General features: G+C 61.5%; 15 protein-coding genes and 1 tRNA gene. 5 read left to right on the top strand and 11 right to left on the bottom strand.

The features are described 5' to 3' along the window. A complete protein-coding gene (msrP, locus tag AC1Q80_RS06050; protein ID WP_492359911.1) occupies nucleotides 1-942 on the bottom strand; it encodes a protein-methionine-sulfoxide reductase catalytic subunit MsrP in 942 nt (313 codons plus the stop codon). Nucleotides 943-1140: 198 nt separating this feature from the next. Between msrP and AC1Q80_RS06055 the strand changes: the two genes are divergently transcribed. The 3 genes from AC1Q80_RS06055 (at nucleotide 1141) to sugE (ending at nucleotide 4409) form a co-directional block, all read left to right on the top strand. Continuing rightward, the gene (locus AC1Q80_RS06055) at nucleotides 1141-2538 is read left to right on the top strand and encodes a DegQ family serine endoprotease (RefSeq protein ID WP_492359912.1); all 1398 of its coding nucleotides are present in this window, start codon (nucleotides 1141-1143) and stop codon (nucleotides 2536-2538) included. Further along, nucleotides 2535-3842, top strand: coding sequence for a replication-associated recombination protein A (locus AC1Q80_RS06060; protein ID WP_492359913.1), 1308 nt, complete (start codon nucleotides 2535-2537; stop codon nucleotides 3840-3842). Before AC1Q80_RS06055 ends, AC1Q80_RS06060 begins: the two co-directional genes overlap by 4 nt. Nucleotides 3843-4094: 252 nt before the next feature. Next, nucleotides 4095-4409, top strand: a complete 315-nt coding sequence (gene sugE / locus AC1Q80_RS06065) for a quaternary ammonium compound efflux SMR transporter SugE (RefSeq protein ID WP_173419744.1) — start codon at nucleotides 4095-4097, stop codon at nucleotides 4407-4409. Between the two features lie 56 nt (nucleotides 4410-4465). Here the strand turns inward: sugE and AC1Q80_RS06070 are convergent, their stop codons facing one another. The 9 genes from AC1Q80_RS06070 to AC1Q80_RS06110 form a co-directional block, all read right to left on the bottom strand. Continuing rightward, nucleotides 4466-5251, bottom strand: a complete 786-nt coding sequence (locus AC1Q80_RS06070; RefSeq protein ID WP_492359914.1) for an ATP12 family chaperone protein — start codon at nucleotides 5249-5251, stop codon at nucleotides 4466-4468. Beyond that, nucleotides 5244-5909 carry an HAD-IA family hydrolase gene (locus tag AC1Q80_RS06075; protein WP_492359915.1) on the bottom strand — a complete coding sequence of 222 codons (666 nt, stop codon included), beginning with the start codon at nucleotides 5907-5909 and terminating at the stop codon, nucleotides 5244-5246. The genes AC1Q80_RS06070 and AC1Q80_RS06075 overlap by 8 nt, the downstream gene beginning before the upstream one ends. After that, the gene (locus AC1Q80_RS06080) at nucleotides 5909-6901 is read right to left on the bottom strand and encodes an RluA family pseudouridine synthase (protein WP_492359916.1); all 993 of its coding nucleotides are present in this window, start codon (nucleotides 6899-6901) and stop codon (nucleotides 5909-5911) included. The genes AC1Q80_RS06075 and AC1Q80_RS06080 overlap by 1 nt, the downstream gene beginning before the upstream one ends. Before the next feature lie 37 nt (nucleotides 6902-6938). Further along, entirely contained in the window at nucleotides 6939-7316 is a 378-nt protein-coding gene (crcB, locus tag AC1Q80_RS06085) for a fluoride efflux transporter CrcB (RefSeq protein ID WP_173419747.1), read from the bottom strand. 26 nt (nucleotides 7317-7342) lie between these two features. Then, the gene (gene fghA, locus AC1Q80_RS06090; protein WP_492359917.1) at nucleotides 7343-8176 is read right to left on the bottom strand and encodes an S-formylglutathione hydrolase; all 834 of its coding nucleotides are present in this window, start codon (nucleotides 8174-8176) and stop codon (nucleotides 7343-7345) included. A gap of 25 nt (nucleotides 8177-8201) precedes the next feature. Next, entirely contained in the window at nucleotides 8202-8849 is a 648-nt protein-coding gene (locus AC1Q80_RS06095; RefSeq protein WP_492359918.1) for a DUF1345 domain-containing protein, read from the bottom strand. 40 nt (nucleotides 8850-8889) lie between these two features. After that, nucleotides 8890-9330, bottom strand: a complete 441-nt coding sequence (locus tag AC1Q80_RS06100; RefSeq protein WP_077498406.1) for a YaiI/YqxD family protein — start codon at nucleotides 9328-9330, stop codon at nucleotides 8890-8892. Nucleotides 9331-9463: 133 nt separating this feature from the next. After that, the gene (locus AC1Q80_RS06105; protein ID WP_077498405.1) at nucleotides 9464-10591 is read right to left on the bottom strand and encodes an S-(hydroxymethyl)glutathione dehydrogenase/class III alcohol dehydrogenase; all 1128 of its coding nucleotides are present in this window, start codon (nucleotides 10589-10591) and stop codon (nucleotides 9464-9466) included. A gap of 80 nt (nucleotides 10592-10671) precedes the next feature. Further along, nucleotides 10672-11070, bottom strand: a complete 399-nt coding sequence (locus AC1Q80_RS06110; protein ID WP_209792804.1) for a helix-turn-helix domain-containing protein — start codon at nucleotides 11068-11070, stop codon at nucleotides 10672-10674. Nucleotides 11071-11320: 250 nt separating this feature from the next. On the opposite strand from AC1Q80_RS06110, the gene AC1Q80_RS06115 reads away from it, so the two are divergent. Further along, on the top strand, nucleotides 11321-12265 hold the full coding sequence (locus AC1Q80_RS06115) for a DMT family transporter (protein WP_234902791.1): 945 nt from the start codon (nucleotides 11321-11323) through the stop codon (nucleotides 12263-12265). A gap of 29 nt (nucleotides 12266-12294) precedes the next feature. On the opposite strand, the gene lipB is transcribed toward AC1Q80_RS06115, so the two are convergent. After that, on the bottom strand, nucleotides 12295-13014 hold the full coding sequence (gene lipB, locus AC1Q80_RS06120) for a lipoyl(octanoyl) transferase LipB (RefSeq protein ID WP_492359919.1): 720 nt from the start codon (nucleotides 13012-13014) through the stop codon (nucleotides 12295-12297). A 194-nt stretch (nucleotides 13015-13208) separates the two neighbouring features. On the opposite strand from lipB, the gene AC1Q80_RS06125 reads away from it, so the two are divergent. Then, nucleotides 13209-13293 (top strand) — tRNA-Leu (locus tag AC1Q80_RS06125). Nucleotides 13294-13407 lie beyond the last annotated feature (114 nt).

The raw sequence follows: 13407 nt of genomic DNA on the forward strand, positions 1-13407 counted from the left end.
TCAGAAATTCGCTTTCAGGTCCATGCCGGCATAAAGGCCAGCGACTTCGTCCGCATAGCCGTTGAAGGGCAGCGTGTCGCGCCGATTGGCGCCGAAGAAGCCGCCGCCGCCGATCCTGTTTTCTGTCGCCTGGCTCCAGCGCGGATGGTCGACGGCGGGGTTCACATTGGCGTAAAAGCCATATTCGGTCGGCGCCGAGAGGTTCCAGGTCGAGGGTGGGGGTGTCTCCGTCAGCGAGATCCGCACGATCGACTTGATACCCTTGAAGCCGTATTTCCAGGGGGTGACGAGCCGGATTGGGGCGCCGTTTTGGTTGGGCAGCGTCTTGCCATAGACGCCGACCGAGAGAATGGTCAGCGGGTGACGGGCCTCGTCGAGGCGCAGGCCTTCGCGGTAGGGCCAGGGCAGCGGCTGGAAGAAGCCGGATTGGCCGGGCATTTGCTCCGGGCGCACCACGGTTTCGAACGAGACGTACTTGGCACTACCAAGCGGCTCGACCTTGTCGAGGAGTGCTGCGAGCGGAAATCCTGTCCACGGAATGACCATCGACCAGGCTTCGACGCACCGCATCCGATAGACACGTTCCTCAAGTGGAAGCGCCACAAGCTCCTCCAGCCCGAACTCCTTCGGCTTGGCGACGAGACCGTCGACTTTCACGGTCCACGGCGTCGGCTTGAATGCATCCGAATTTGCGGCAGGATCGGCCTTGCCGGTCCCGAATTCGTAAAAATTGTTGTAGCCCGTGACGTCGGCTTCCGGTGTCAGATCTTCGTCGACGGTGTATTTGCCTTTTGGTGCCGCAAGGGCGGCCGCCTGGGCAGCACCCGCGCCGGCGACTAGCAGGGCGCCAGCAGTCGTTGCCAGAAAAGTGCGTCGTGAAAGAAAGCAGCCCTCCGGTGTGATTTCGGATGATGCGATTCTCGGTGGACGATAGGCCGGCATGATCTTTTCCGCTTTGAAGGTGTGGGTCTTGTCTGCTCAAACTGACCAGAGTTTCGATCACTGAGAAAGAGGCGGATAACCACGTTTTCGTGCGTTGCGCGTGATGCCAACTGATTTGCGTATGTCTTGGCGACGTTTGCCTTTTTTCCTGCGAAATCCTATCTGAACGTAGCCGCGACGAATAGGAGAATGCGTCATATGATCTTTGGTTCAAGAGCGCTTGCAACGCTCGTTCTTGCTGTCTCTCTGTCCTGTCCGGCAATTGCTCAGGATGCGAAGACCGTGCCGCAATCGCGCACGGAAATGCAGCTTTCCTTCGCGCCGCTGGTCAAACAGACAGCGAACGCTGTGGTCAATGTCTATGCCGAGCGCGTGGTAGAGCGTCGATCGATCTTCTCGGGCGATCCTTTCTTCGAGGAGTTCTTCGGGCAGCGCATGCCAAACCGCAGCGAGAAGCAGTCATCGCTCGGTTCCGGGGTGATCGTCGGCAAGAACGGCATCGTCGTCACCAACAATCACGTGATCGAAGGCGCCGACGACATCAAGGTGGCGCTCGCCGATGGCCGTGAATATCCCTGCAAGATCATGCTCAAGGATGATCGCCTCGATCTCGCGGTGCTGAAGATCCAGTCCGATGGGCCGTTCGACGTCATTCCGATTGGCGATTCCGACGCGGTCGAGGTCGGCGACATCGTGCTGGCGATCGGCAATCCCTTCGGCGTCGGCCAGACCGTAACCAGCGGCATCGTTTCGGCGCTTGCGCGCAATCAGGTGTCGTCGGGCGATTTCGGCTTCTTCATCCAGACGGACGCGGCCATCAACCCCGGCAATTCCGGCGGCGGCCTGATCGACATGAACGGCGCGTTGATCGGCATCAATACCGCAATCTTCTCCAAGGGTGGCGGCTCCAACGGCGTCGGCTTTGCCATTCCGGCCAATCTGGTGAAGGTTTTTGTCGCATCCGCCGAGGGCGGCAATGGCTCGTTCGTGCGTCCATTCATCGGCGCGTCTTTTGAGCCTGTGACATCGGAAGTCGCAGAAGCGCTCGGGCTCGATCGTGCGCGTGGTGCGCTCGTGACCGCCGTTATCAATGGTGGGCCGGCGGCCTCGGCCGGGATCAAGCCGGGGCAGGTGATCACGGCCGTCAATGGTATCGCCGTCGAACATCCCGACGCTCTTGGCTATCGCTTGACCACCGTCGGCATCGGCCATGAGGCGCGCGTCACGGTTTCGGAAAACGGCAAGCCGCACGATGTCAGCCTGAAGCTCAACCGGGCACCGGAGACGTCGCCGCGTGATGAACGGCTTATTGAGGGCCGCAATCCGTTTGCCGGTGCAGTTGTCGCAAATCTCTCGCCTCGACTGGCCGAGGAGCTGCGCCTGTCGACCTCGTTGCAGGGTGTCGTCGTGACCGAAATCAACCGCGGCTCGCCCGCCGCACGCATCGGCCTGGCGCCGAAGGATATCATCCGGTCCGTCAATGGAGCTGCGATCGACAGCTCGAAGACGCTGGAAAGCGTCATGGGCGAGGGTGCCTCCTTCTGGCGCGTTGAAATTGAGCGTGACGGCCAGATCATTCGTCAGTTCTTCCGATGAGTGACCTCTTCTCCTCCTCGGAACCGCCGGAAATGACCTCGGCAAGGCCGCTTGCCGATCGTCTGCGTCCACGCACGCTGTCCGAAGTCACCGGCCAGGAACATCTGACGGGCGAGGACGGCGTGCTGACGCGCATGATCGCATCGGGATCGCTCGGCTCGATGATCTTCTGGGGGCCGCCCGGTACCGGCAAGACGACGGTTGCGCGATTGCTGTCGGGCGAGGCGGGGCTGGCTTTCGAGCAGATCTCGGCGATCTTTTCCGGTGTCGCAGATCTCAAGAAGGTTTTCGAATCGGCGAGGGCACGGCGGATGTCTGGCCGGCAGACCTTGCTGTTCGTCGACGAGATCCACCGTTTCAACCGTGCGCAGCAGGACAGCTTCCTGCCTGGCATGGAAGACGGCACGGTCATTCTGGTTGGGGCAACGACGGAGAACCCATCCTTCGAACTCAACGCCGCTCTCTTGTCGCGCGCTCGCGTTCTGACGTTCAAGCCGCATGGCGAAGAGAGCCTGCAGGAATTGCTGAAGCGCGCGGAAGAAACGGAAGGCAAGCCGCTGCCGCTCGACGCGGACGCCCGAGCAAGCCTCATTCGCATGGCAGATGGCGACGGCAGGGCATCGCTGACTTTGGCCGAAGAAGTCTGGCGTGCGGCGCGACGCGACGAGATCTTCGACGTCGAAGCGCTGCAGCGCATCGTGCAGCGGCGAGCGCCTGTCTACGACAAGGGCCAGGACGGTCACTACAACCTGATCTCAGCGTTGCACAAATCGGTGCGCGGCTCCGACCCGGACGCAGCCCTCTACTATCTCTGCCGGATGTTCGATGCCGGCGAGGACCCGCTCTATCTCGGAAGGCGCCTCGTTCGCATGGCGGTGGAAGATATCGGCCTTGCAGATCCCCAGGCGCTGGCAATCTGCAATGCCGCCAAGGACGCCTACGATTACCTCGGCTCGCCGGAAGGAGAGCTGGCGCTCGCCCAGGCCTGCGTCTATCTCGCGACAGCGCCGAAATCGAATGGCGTTTACACGGCGTATAAGGCCGCCATGCGGGCGGCCAAGGAAAACGGTTCTCTGCTGCCACCGAAGCATATTCTCAACGCACCGACCAAGCTGATGAAGGGCGAGGGTTACGGCGACGGCTACCGATATGACCACGACGAGCCGGATGCGTTTTCTGGCCAGGACTATTTCCCGGAAAAGATGGGGCGCAGGACTTTCTACGATCCGCCCGAGCGCGGCTTCGAGCGCGAGATCCGCAAACGATTGGAATGGTGGGCAAAGCTGCGGCGCGAGCGAAGCTAACAGACAAGGGCGATACGGTCCAAGACGGAATGCTCGGGGCGCTCCATCTCCGTTCCCAAGTATCTTTAGGCCGAAAGCCGATTCAACTTTGGAAAGAACCAAGCATTGCCGGTCGTGCAGGGCTGGTTTGCCGCGGCATATCTTGCTGTCGCCCGCGAACCGTGAGATAGAGACCGTGTTGCAGACGGCTGCACGGTATTGGATACCGAACATCCGCGGGGACGGCCTCGCTCCACTCTCTAGGAGTTTGAAATGGCCTGGTTAATCCTCTTTCTTGCCGGCATCCTCGAAATCGGTTGGGCAATCGGTCTCAAATACACTGAAGGCTTTACGCGGTTGGTGCCAACGGTCCTGACCGCTGGATCGATGGTTGTCAGCATCGCCTTGCTTGGCCTTGCTGTCAGAACCCTGCCGCTCGGCACAGCCTACGCCGTCTGGACCGGTATCGGCACTGTTGGCACCGTCATCCTCGGCATCGTTCTTTTTGCCGAACCGGCGACCTTTGTCCGTCTCGGCTGCATTGCGCTGATCGTCACCGGTATTGCCGGCCTGAAGCTTGCCGCCTAACGCTACGTTAGGCGCCTGCCGCTACGGCTTGGACACTACTGTATTCCGACGCACTGCTATCGCAGTGCGTCGAGAACGGCTGCTGCCGCCTGCATCTCCTGCCAGCGGAGCTCGCGGCGCTTGAACGCTTCCTCGTCCGTGCCCCAATGCTCGATCTGCCAGTCTTCGTCGACATGGGCAGCCGCCCAGGCCTGCTCGGCCGTCAGCCTACCGGATGCGAAAGCAACCGCGAGCAGGGCGGAGCCTGTCAAAGTCGTGATTGTGTGGATACAAGTGAGGCCGAGCGGCGTCGCGAAGGCGCGCAGGCCCTCGGCATAGGCGGTGATCGCCTCTTCTGGCTGTTCCTGGTGAATGACACCCTCGGCCAGAATGAAGCGAGCGCCGAGCGACTGGGCGGCCCATTCGAGCACAGGATTCCAGACGACGTTCTGCCGTTCGACGAGCCCTTCCGGACTGGACGCGCGGTAGCAGATCAGGTCGGTTCCTGCAAACCGCAGAATGTCTTCGAAAACCGAGCGCTGGTCCTTCGCCACGCCGTCGAGCGCCGTGTTGGCGATACGGGTGACCGGCATCTTGGCGGGATCGATGACCTCGGCCTGTGCGTCCCATTCGGCCGCCAGCATTTCGGCAAGCTTGAGGGTCGGGACGGCAAGGGGATGTTTGGCCGGCGTGCGAACCGGCCGACCGTCGAGCAGGACGCTGTGGCCGCCGTCGTCCGCCGCGCCAATGCTGACGTCCTTGTAGAAGCGCTTGGGCAGCGGCTTCAGCATCTGGATCTGCGCACGCCGGACCGGGTCCTCGTGGCTCAGCGCACCGATGAGTTCATCGCGAATATCAGGCATGATAGTGTTCCATCCACTCAATGATATCGGCCGGCGTGCGGGCAATATAATCGGCGCCCGCTTCGACGAGGTCGGGCACGCCAGCGTAACCCCAGGCAACGCCGATGGCGGCGGCACCGGCCGCCTTTGCCATCTGCATATCATAAATCGCGTCGCCGATGACGACGGTATCACGCGGATCGATCCCCGCTTCGGAGCAGCATTCCGTCACCATGGCAGGATGCGGTTTTGAAGGGCAGTCGTCAGCGGTACGCGACACGAAGAACATCCTGTTAAAGCCGTGGGTCTCGGCGATATGCGTCAGGCCGCGGCGCGATTTGCCAGTGACGGCTCCGATCAGCAGCTCGTCGCGACCGGAAAGCGTCTGCATCATCGCTGCGATGCCCGGAAACAGCAATTCCTGAAAGCCGGCTTCCGCACGAACGCCGGCAAAAATCGCCTTGTAGTGCGCTGTCATTGCCAACGCCTGGTCGTCGACATGCTCGCGTCCGAGCAGGCGGGCAATAGCGATATCGAGCGTCAGGCCGATGATGCCTTTGGTCGCCGACAATTCAGGGCGATCCAGGTCGAAGGCTTCGAAGGTTCGTGCCATCACTTCATGGATGAGACCGCCGCTGTCGACCAGCGTGCCGTCGCAATCGAAAAGCGCCAGTTTCATCAGTCGTTCTCGCCAGGCTCGTTCTCTTCGAAGCCCAGCAGGTTCCAGCTTTGGACCATGTGCGGCGGCAGCGGCGCGGTCACACGCAGGCGACCACCGTCCGGATGCGGGATATCGATATGGCGCGCGTGCAGATGCAGACGGTTCTGCATGCCGCCGGGCAGGCTCCAGTTGATATCGGCGTCGAAATACTTGGGATCGCCGAGGATCGGATGACCGATGTGCAAGGCGTGCACGCGCAGCTGATGGGTGCGGCCGGTATAGGGCTCCATCTCCAGCCAAGCGAGGTTCTGCGCGGCCTGCTCACGAATGCGGTAGTAGGAAATGGCGTGGTCGGCGCCGTCCTCGCCATGTTTGGCGATGCGCATGCGGTCGCCGTCCGGCGTCTGCTCCTTGACGAGCCAGGTGGAGATGCGGTCTTCGCGCTTGCGCGGAACGCCCTTGACCAGCGCCCAGTAGGTCTTCTTGGTGTCGCGCTCTCGGAAGGCAGCCGTCAGTTTCTGCGCCGCGCCACGGGTGCGCGCGATAACAAGCACACCTGAAGTGTCGCGGTCGAGGCGGTGAACCAGACGGGGCTTCTCGCCGCGCTGGTTGGTCCAGGCCTCCAGCATCTTGTCGATATGCCGGTTGACGCCCGAGCCGCCCTGAACCGCAAGCCCTGCCGGCTTGTTGAGCACGATAACCTTCGCGTCCTCATGCAGCACCATGCGCGACAACAACTCCCCGTCTGGCGAGTGGCGTAGATCACGCCCGGCAATCGGACCTGTCTTCACTTCCTTCGCGTCGACGTTAAGCGGAGGGATGCGGACCGTCTGGCCCGGCTGCAGCCGCGTATCGGATTTGACGCGTCCACCATCGACACGGATCTGGCCCGAGCGCAGCAGCTTCTGCAGCGGACCGAAACCCAGCCCGGGAAAATGTACCTTGAACCAGCGATCGAGGCGCATACCCGCCTCGTCACCGTCCACCTGCTTATGTTCTATGCCTGCCATCTCAGCGAACCTGCTTCCTGTTCTTTAGAGGCAGCCTTTAGACCATTGCGCGCATCAGGGCCAGCCCGGCAAAGACCGCCAGGATCGAAAGCACGACGCTTGCCGCGATATAGGTGACGGCGAGTGCGGCATCGCCACGTTCAAACAGCGTGATCGTATCCAGCGAGAAGGCGGAAAAGGTCGTGTAGCCGCCGAGCACGCCGGTGATCAGAAACAGCCGCATCTCTGCCGAAGCGCCGAACTTGCGCATGATCAACTCGGCCAAGAGGCCGATGAGGAAGGAGCCTGTGATGTTGACGCCGAGCGTTCCCCAGGGAAAGCCCGGCCCCCAACGGTGAAGCGTCCAGAGGCCAACGAGATAGCGAACCATCGATCCGATGGCGCCGCCGGCACCGACAAGCAGAAGGTTGGACATTGGATACTCCCGCTATTCCCTCTGTCTTAGGCCAGCCGCTCGGCGTGCCATTTCAGGTGGTCGTCCATGAAGGTCGAGATGAAGTAATAGGAGTGGTCGTAGCGCTCGTGCATGCGCAGTGTGAGGCCTATGCCGGTTCCCTTGATGGCCTCTTCGAAGAGCCACGGCCGCAGGCCGTTGTCGAGAAAGCTGTCGGCCTTGCCCTGGTCAATGAGGAACTCAGGGAAACGGGCACCGTCCTTGACCAGCGCGCAGGCGTCATATTGCCGCCACGTGGCCCTGTCCTCGCCGAGATATTTCTCGAAGGCGCCGATCGACCAGTCGGCCGTCGACGGCTCGACGATCGGTGCAAAGGCCGAGCAACTGCGGAAACGGTCGGGGTTCTTGAGCGCGATGGTCATTGCGCCGTGGCCGCCCATCGAATGGCCGAAAATGCCCTGCCGGCTCATGTCGACGCGGAAGTGCTGGCTGACGAAAGCCGGCAGCTCCTCAGTAATATAGCTGTACATCTGATAGTGCTCGGCCCACGGCGTCTGCGTGGCATCGAGATAGAAGCCGGCACCCTTGCCCATCTGCCAGTTGGTGAGTTCGTCCGGAACCTCCGTCCCGCGCGGGCTGGTGTCGGGGCAGACGATAATCAGCCCCAGCTCGGCGGCCATGCGGCGGTATTCGCCCTTTTCCATGACGTTGGCATGGGTGCAGGTGAGGCCCGAAAGATACCAGAGCACCGGCTGCGGCTCCTTGATCGCCTGTGGGGGCACGAAGACGGCGAATGTCATCTCGCCCTTGCAGGCCTCTGACTCGTGCGAGAAGACGCCCTGCATGCCGCCGAACGCGGTGTTCTGAGAAAGGACTTTCATCAAATGCTCCTGGGATATCGTGGGTTCAACCGGCGAGTTGCACGGCCGCGTTGACCGCGGCGGCAACAAGCACGGTGTTGAAGAAGAAGGAAACGATGGCGTGCATCAGATTGATGCGCCGCATCGCCGTAGTGGTGATGGCGACATCAGACGTCTGGGCGGTCATGCCGATCACGAAGGAAAAATATAGAAAATCATAGCCGCCCGGTTCCGGCGTTTCGGGGAAATCGAGGCCACGCTGCGGGGTGGGGGGCTGCCCGCTGTCGTCAGGCACCCAGTAAACGTGGGCGTAGTGCATCGCTGCCATCACGTGAATGGTTGCCCAGCCCAAGACGACGGAGGCAAAGGCCAGCGCCAGCTCGAGCGTCGGCCCCTTGCTTTCGCCGTTGAGCGCGAAGAACAGCGAGATCAGCGCCGTAGCGGCCGCTCCGAAGGTGACGAGAAAGATGACGGATTCCGGTTCGTCGGTGTTTCGCGCGTGCGTCTTGAGGTGTTTGCCGGTCATCATTCGCAGCCTTCGGCCGCTCAGGACGAGATAGACACAGAAGAAGGCAATCGCCGCGACCTCGAGCATATAGCTTGACGCGAAGAACCATGTAACCGGCAGGCTGACGAAGGCGCATAGCGATGCGGTGTAGAACGGCCAATGCCTGAGCTTTGTCGTCGTTGTCATCGAAAATGCCCTTGCGATCCATCGCGGGGTGACGCCCGCCTCACTTTTTCGTCTGGCGCGCGAGTCGGTCAAGTGTCTCGAGGAAGGTCGAACGGTCACGTTGCGTGAAGGCGGCGTTGTAGCCCTTGCTTTCGCCGGTCTCGCGCAGGTGCTGGCCAAGGTCGCGCATGGCGGATGCCATGCCGATATTGCTCTTGTCGAAGACGCGGCCGGAAGGTCCGGTGACGAAAGCGCCGGCAGCCACGCAGCGGACCGCAAGCGGTACGTCGGCGGTCACGACGATATCGCCTTCATGGGCGCGTTCGGCGATCCAGTCGTCGGCAGCGTCGAAACTCGCCGAGACGATGACGTTGTGGACCATCGGGTCGCGCGACGGACGCAGCCCCGAATTGGCGACGAAGGTCACTTCGAAGCCGTGGCGCTCGGCCACCTTCAGCACTTCCGCCTTCACCGGGCAGGCATCGGCATCGACATAGATCATCTTGAATCAACTTCTCAACGGGACTGAAAAAGCGCCGGAATACAATTGATTCCGGCGCCTTCCTGAATCGGCTTACTAAGCAATTCCCGGAAAAGTACGAAACGGTTTCCGTCTGGAATTGCTCAGTTGGCGCTTAGTAGAGAACCACGCTGCGGATGCTTTCGCCGGAATGCATCAGCTCGAAACCCTTGTTGATGTCTTCGAGCGGCATGGTGTGGGTGATCATCGGATCGATCTCGATCTTGCCTTCCATGTACCAGTCGACGATCTTCGGCACGTCGGTGCGGCCGCGTGCGCCGCCAAAGGCGGTGCCCATCCAGCTGCGTCCGGTGACGAGCTGGAACGGACGGGTGGAGATCTCCTGGCCGGCGCCGGCAACGCCGATGACAACCGACTTGCCCCAGCCGCGATGCGAGGCTTCGAGCGCCTGGCGCATGACCTTGGTATTGCCGGTGCAATCGAACGTGTAGTCGGCGCCGCCGATCTGGTCGGCACCGCGCTTCGTCATGTTGACGAGGTAGGGCACGATGTCGTCGCCCACTTCCTTCGGGTTGACGAAGTGGGTCATGCCGAAGCGCTCGCCCCAGGCCTTCTTGTCGTTGTTGAGATCGACACCGATGATCATGTCGGCACCGGCGAGACGCAGGCCCTGGATGACATTGAGGCCGATACCGCCGAGACCGAAGACGATCGCGGTCGCGCCCATCTCGACCTTTGCGGTGTTGATCACGGCACCGATGCCGGTGGTGACACCACAGCCGATGTAGCAGATCTTGTCGAACGGCGCGTCGGGGTTGACCTTGGCAACCGCGATTTCAGGCAGAACCGTGTAGTTGGCAAACGTCGAGCAACCCATGTAGTGGTGGATCTTGTCCTTGCCGATCGAGAAGCGCGAGGTGCCGTCCGGCATCAGACCTTGCCCTTGCGTCGAGCGGATCGCGGTGCACAGGTTGGTCTTGCGTGACAGACACGACGGGCAGGAGCGGCACTCAGGCGTGTAGAGCGGAATGACGTGATCGCCCTTCTTCACCGAGGTGACGCCCGGGCCGACGTCAACGACGATGCCGGCACCCTCGTGGCCGAGGATTGCCGGGAACAGACCTTCGGGATCGGCACCCGACAGCGTGAAATCGTCGGTGTGGCAGATCCCGGTGGCCTTGACTTCGATCAGCACTTCTCCGGCCCGCGGGCCCTCGAGCTGAACGGTCATCACTTCCAGCGGCTTGCCTGCCTGAACGGCGACGGCGGCGCGTACATCCATCAATTTTCTCCTTGGATTAACAATGACTTCGGGCGGCGTCGGCGCAGTGACCAATGTCGCCCGTTGGAATCGGCAATGAACTAACGAATAGTCTGTTGGACGCGATTGAGTTCCATCTCAAGAGCGGCAATGGCCTTGCCGGTCTGTTCGTGCAATTTCTTGACGAGCGCAAGCTGCTCGCGAAGGCTTTCGCCAGAAGCGGTCTTCGTCTCGTCATCAGGCGCGCGGCCCATGCCGGCGATCAGCCAGGCGGGCGTGACGCCCAATACGCCGGCGAGCATGAACAGGCGGTTGGTGCGTGGCTCCGCCCGGTCGCGCTCCCAGGCGGCGACTGTTTCCACCCGGACGCCGAGCTGATCGGCGAGATCCTTGGTCGAAAGATTGGCCGCGTCACGTGCGCGCCAGATGCGTCCGCCCAGCGTATCTCCGTCGCCGGGATCGCGCAGGCGGGCAATCATCGTTTCGGTGGACAAGCGCATGGATATCTCCTTTGCCACGGTCACGTTCAAAGGTCCCGGTTTCTGATCGGAGAAGTGGGAGAACTTCTCCTCCGGGGCGGAAGATGACGTGAGCTTATAGGCATTCGGGCCGTTGCGGACCACCCCGGAGCGGCAAAAACACGGTCAAAAGCGGCCCGGGCCATGAAATCCGCTCTTTCGTGTCGCGCCCGCATGCGTTGAAAAGCGCCGCTAACGTTCTAAGGTGGCGCAACCAAATCGGAAAAAGCCCATGACCGCGCCGGTATCGACAGCAGCCACTCCCCAGAACACCGTGATGCAGGGCGTCGCCATCATGCTTTTTGCCATGGTCATCCTGCCGGGCATGGATGTGATTGCCAAATACATGGCGGTGGTCGAGGGCATGGCGCCGGCACAGGTGACCTTCTATCGGTTCTTTTTCCAGCTTGTCGCGACGCTGCCCTTGCTCCTGACGATTGGTGGCGTGCGGGCGCTGCGACCGAAACGGCTCTGGCTCAACCTGCTGCGCGGGATTCTCTTGGCGGCAGCAGCCCTGTTCTTCTTCATTTCGGTGAAGTACATGCCGCTCGCCGATGTGTTTGCGATCTATTTCGTCGAGCCGTTTATCCTGACGTGCCTGTCGGCGTTGATCCTGCGCGAGAGGGTAGACTGGCGTCGGTGGTTGGCGATCGCCGTCGGTTTTGCCGGCGCGATGATCGTCATCCAGCCGAGCTTCGCAGCGTTCGGGGCAACATCGTTGCTACCGGTCGCCTGCGCCACAGTCTTTGCGTTTTATCTTCTCTTGAACCGTGCGGTCGGAACGGCCGACAGTCCTCTGACGATGCAGACGATTGCCGGTATCGGCGGAACGCTGTTCATGGTGGGCGTGATTGCGATAGGCGACGGCTTGGGCGTCGCCGACTTCGAGCCGTCCCTGCCGAAGACGTCGCTCGGCTGGGTGCTCGTCATCATCCTCGGCTCGCTTTCGGGCTATGGCCACCTTCTGGTGGTCAAGGCCTTCCAGGCCGCACCCGTTTCCCTGCTGGCGCCGTTTGCCTATTTCGAGATCGTCACAGCGACCGCACTTGGCTATCTCATCTTCGGCGACTTCCCGTCGCTCTCGAAATGGCTCGGCATCGCGATCATCGTGGTGTCAGGGTTGTTCATGATCTGGCGCGAGCGCCAGGCCGGCGGTCGATCCATCGAAGCAACGTGATACGGGGCCGGCCTGCAGCAAGCCTAGTTTCAGGATTCGTCGTTGCGGGTCGGACCGAAGACCGTCTCGAACGCCTCGCGAACACGCATGTCCACATCCGGCATCATCACCGGCAGGCCGAGGTCGACCAGGCTGGTCACGCCATAGCTGCGGATGCCGCACGGCACGATGCCGCCGAAATGGTCAAGGTCCGGATCGACGTTGAGCGAAAAGCCGTGAAAACTCACCCAGCGGCGCAAACGGATGCCGATCGCCGCGATCTTGTCTTCTGCCATCGACCCGTCGGGAAGCGATGGCTTCTCCGGCCGGCGCACCCAGACGCCGACGCGATCTTCGCGGCGTTCACCCCTCACGTTCATCGAATCGAGCGAGGAGATGATGACGCTCTCGAGCGCGGCGACGAAGGCGCGTACATCCTGTCGACGGCGCTTGAGGTCGAGCATCACGTAAACCACCCGCTGGCCCGGCCCATGATAGGTGTATTCGCCGCCCCGTCCCGTCGCAAACACCGGGAAGCGGTCGGGCATGACGAGGTCGGCCACATCGGCGCTGGTGCCTGCAGTATAAAGTGGCGGATGTTCCACCAGCCAGACGAGTTCGTCCGCGGTGCCGGCGGCAATGGCCGCCGCTTCGCGCTCCATTGTTTCGATTGCCTGTGGATAATCGATGAGGTGAGGGGCGATCCGCCAGCGAACCGGGGGTGATTCCGGGGGGGCGAACATGTCCTGGCTCAGATTTTCGCGCTGCATTTCCGTCTGCATTCCTATTTTGATGCCCTGTACATGGGACGGCGCGCGACAAGAGTCCAGCGTTTGCAGGGTTTCGCGAGGAGGCTGTTGAAATAGTTTCTTTTCTCGTCAAATTTCTGTCGTCATGCCCTTGTGCACCCCAGGGGCTTTTGCTACATGCAGCCCCGCCGGAGCAATTCGGCGCCTACCACGATGCGGTCGTGGCGGAATTGGTAGACGCGCAGCGTTGAGGTCGCTGTGGGGCAACCCGTGGAAGTTCGAGTCTTCTCGACCGCACCAAAGAAAACCTGCTTCGGCAGGTTTTTTTGTTTTTATCCCTATGCTTAGCTTTGTCGGTGTGGCGCATCAGGACCCGGTGTGGGATCGGACTTATCTGCTCCCGGGTGGCCTCCA

This window comes from Ensifer sp. GW823-FHT05D09, assembly GCF_058795755.1.

Bases quoted from the DNA above. Each gene is read 5' to 3' on its own strand.
- AC1Q80_RS06110 (WP_209792804.1), bottom strand. From the start codon at position 11,070: ATGCGCTTGTCCACCGAAACGATGATTGCCCGCCTGCGCGATCCCGGC.
- AC1Q80_RS06105 (WP_077498405.1), bottom strand. From the start codon at position 10,591: ATGGATGTACGCGCCGCCGTCGCCGTTCAGGCAGGCAAGCCGCTGGAA.
- AC1Q80_RS06115 (WP_234902791.1), top strand. From the start codon at position 11,321: ATGACCGCGCCGGTATCGACAGCAGCCACTCCCCAGAACACCGTGATG.
- AC1Q80_RS06055 (WP_492359912.1), top strand. From the start codon at position 1,141: ATGATCTTTGGTTCAAGAGCGCTTGCAACGCTCGTTCTTGCTGTCTCT.
- crcB (WP_173419747.1), bottom strand. From the start codon at position 7,316: ATGTCCAACCTTCTGCTTGTCGGTGCCGGCGGCGCCATCGGATCGATG.
- AC1Q80_RS06080 (WP_492359916.1), bottom strand. From the start codon at position 6,901: ATGGCAGGCATAGAACATAAGCAGGTGGACGGTGACGAGGCGGGTATG.
- AC1Q80_RS06060 (WP_492359913.1), top strand. From the start codon at position 2,535: ATGAGTGACCTCTTCTCCTCCTCGGAACCGCCGGAAATGACCTCGGCA.
- sugE (WP_173419744.1), top strand. From the start codon at position 4,095: ATGGCCTGGTTAATCCTCTTTCTTGCCGGCATCCTCGAAATCGGTTGG.
- AC1Q80_RS06075 (WP_492359915.1), bottom strand. From the start codon at position 5,909: ATGAAACTGGCGCTTTTCGATTGCGACGGCACGCTGGTCGACAGCGGC.
- msrP (WP_492359911.1), bottom strand. From the start codon at position 942: ATGCCGGCCTATCGTCCACCGAGAATCGCATCATCCGAAATCACACCG.
- lipB (WP_492359919.1), bottom strand. From the start codon at position 13,014: ATGCAGCGCGAAAATCTGAGCCAGGACATGTTCGCCCCCCCGGAATCA.
- fghA (WP_492359917.1), bottom strand. From the start codon at position 8,176: ATGAAAGTCCTTTCTCAGAACACCGCGTTCGGCGGCATGCAGGGCGTC.
- AC1Q80_RS06070 (WP_492359914.1), bottom strand. From the start codon at position 5,251: ATGCCTGATATTCGCGATGAACTCATCGGTGCGCTGAGCCACGAGGAC.
- AC1Q80_RS06100 (WP_077498406.1), bottom strand. From the start codon at position 9,330: ATGATCTATGTCGATGCCGATGCCTGCCCGGTGAAGGCGGAAGTGCTG.
- AC1Q80_RS06095 (WP_492359918.1), bottom strand. From the start codon at position 8,849: ATGACAACGACGACAAAGCTCAGGCATTGGCCGTTCTACACCGCATCG.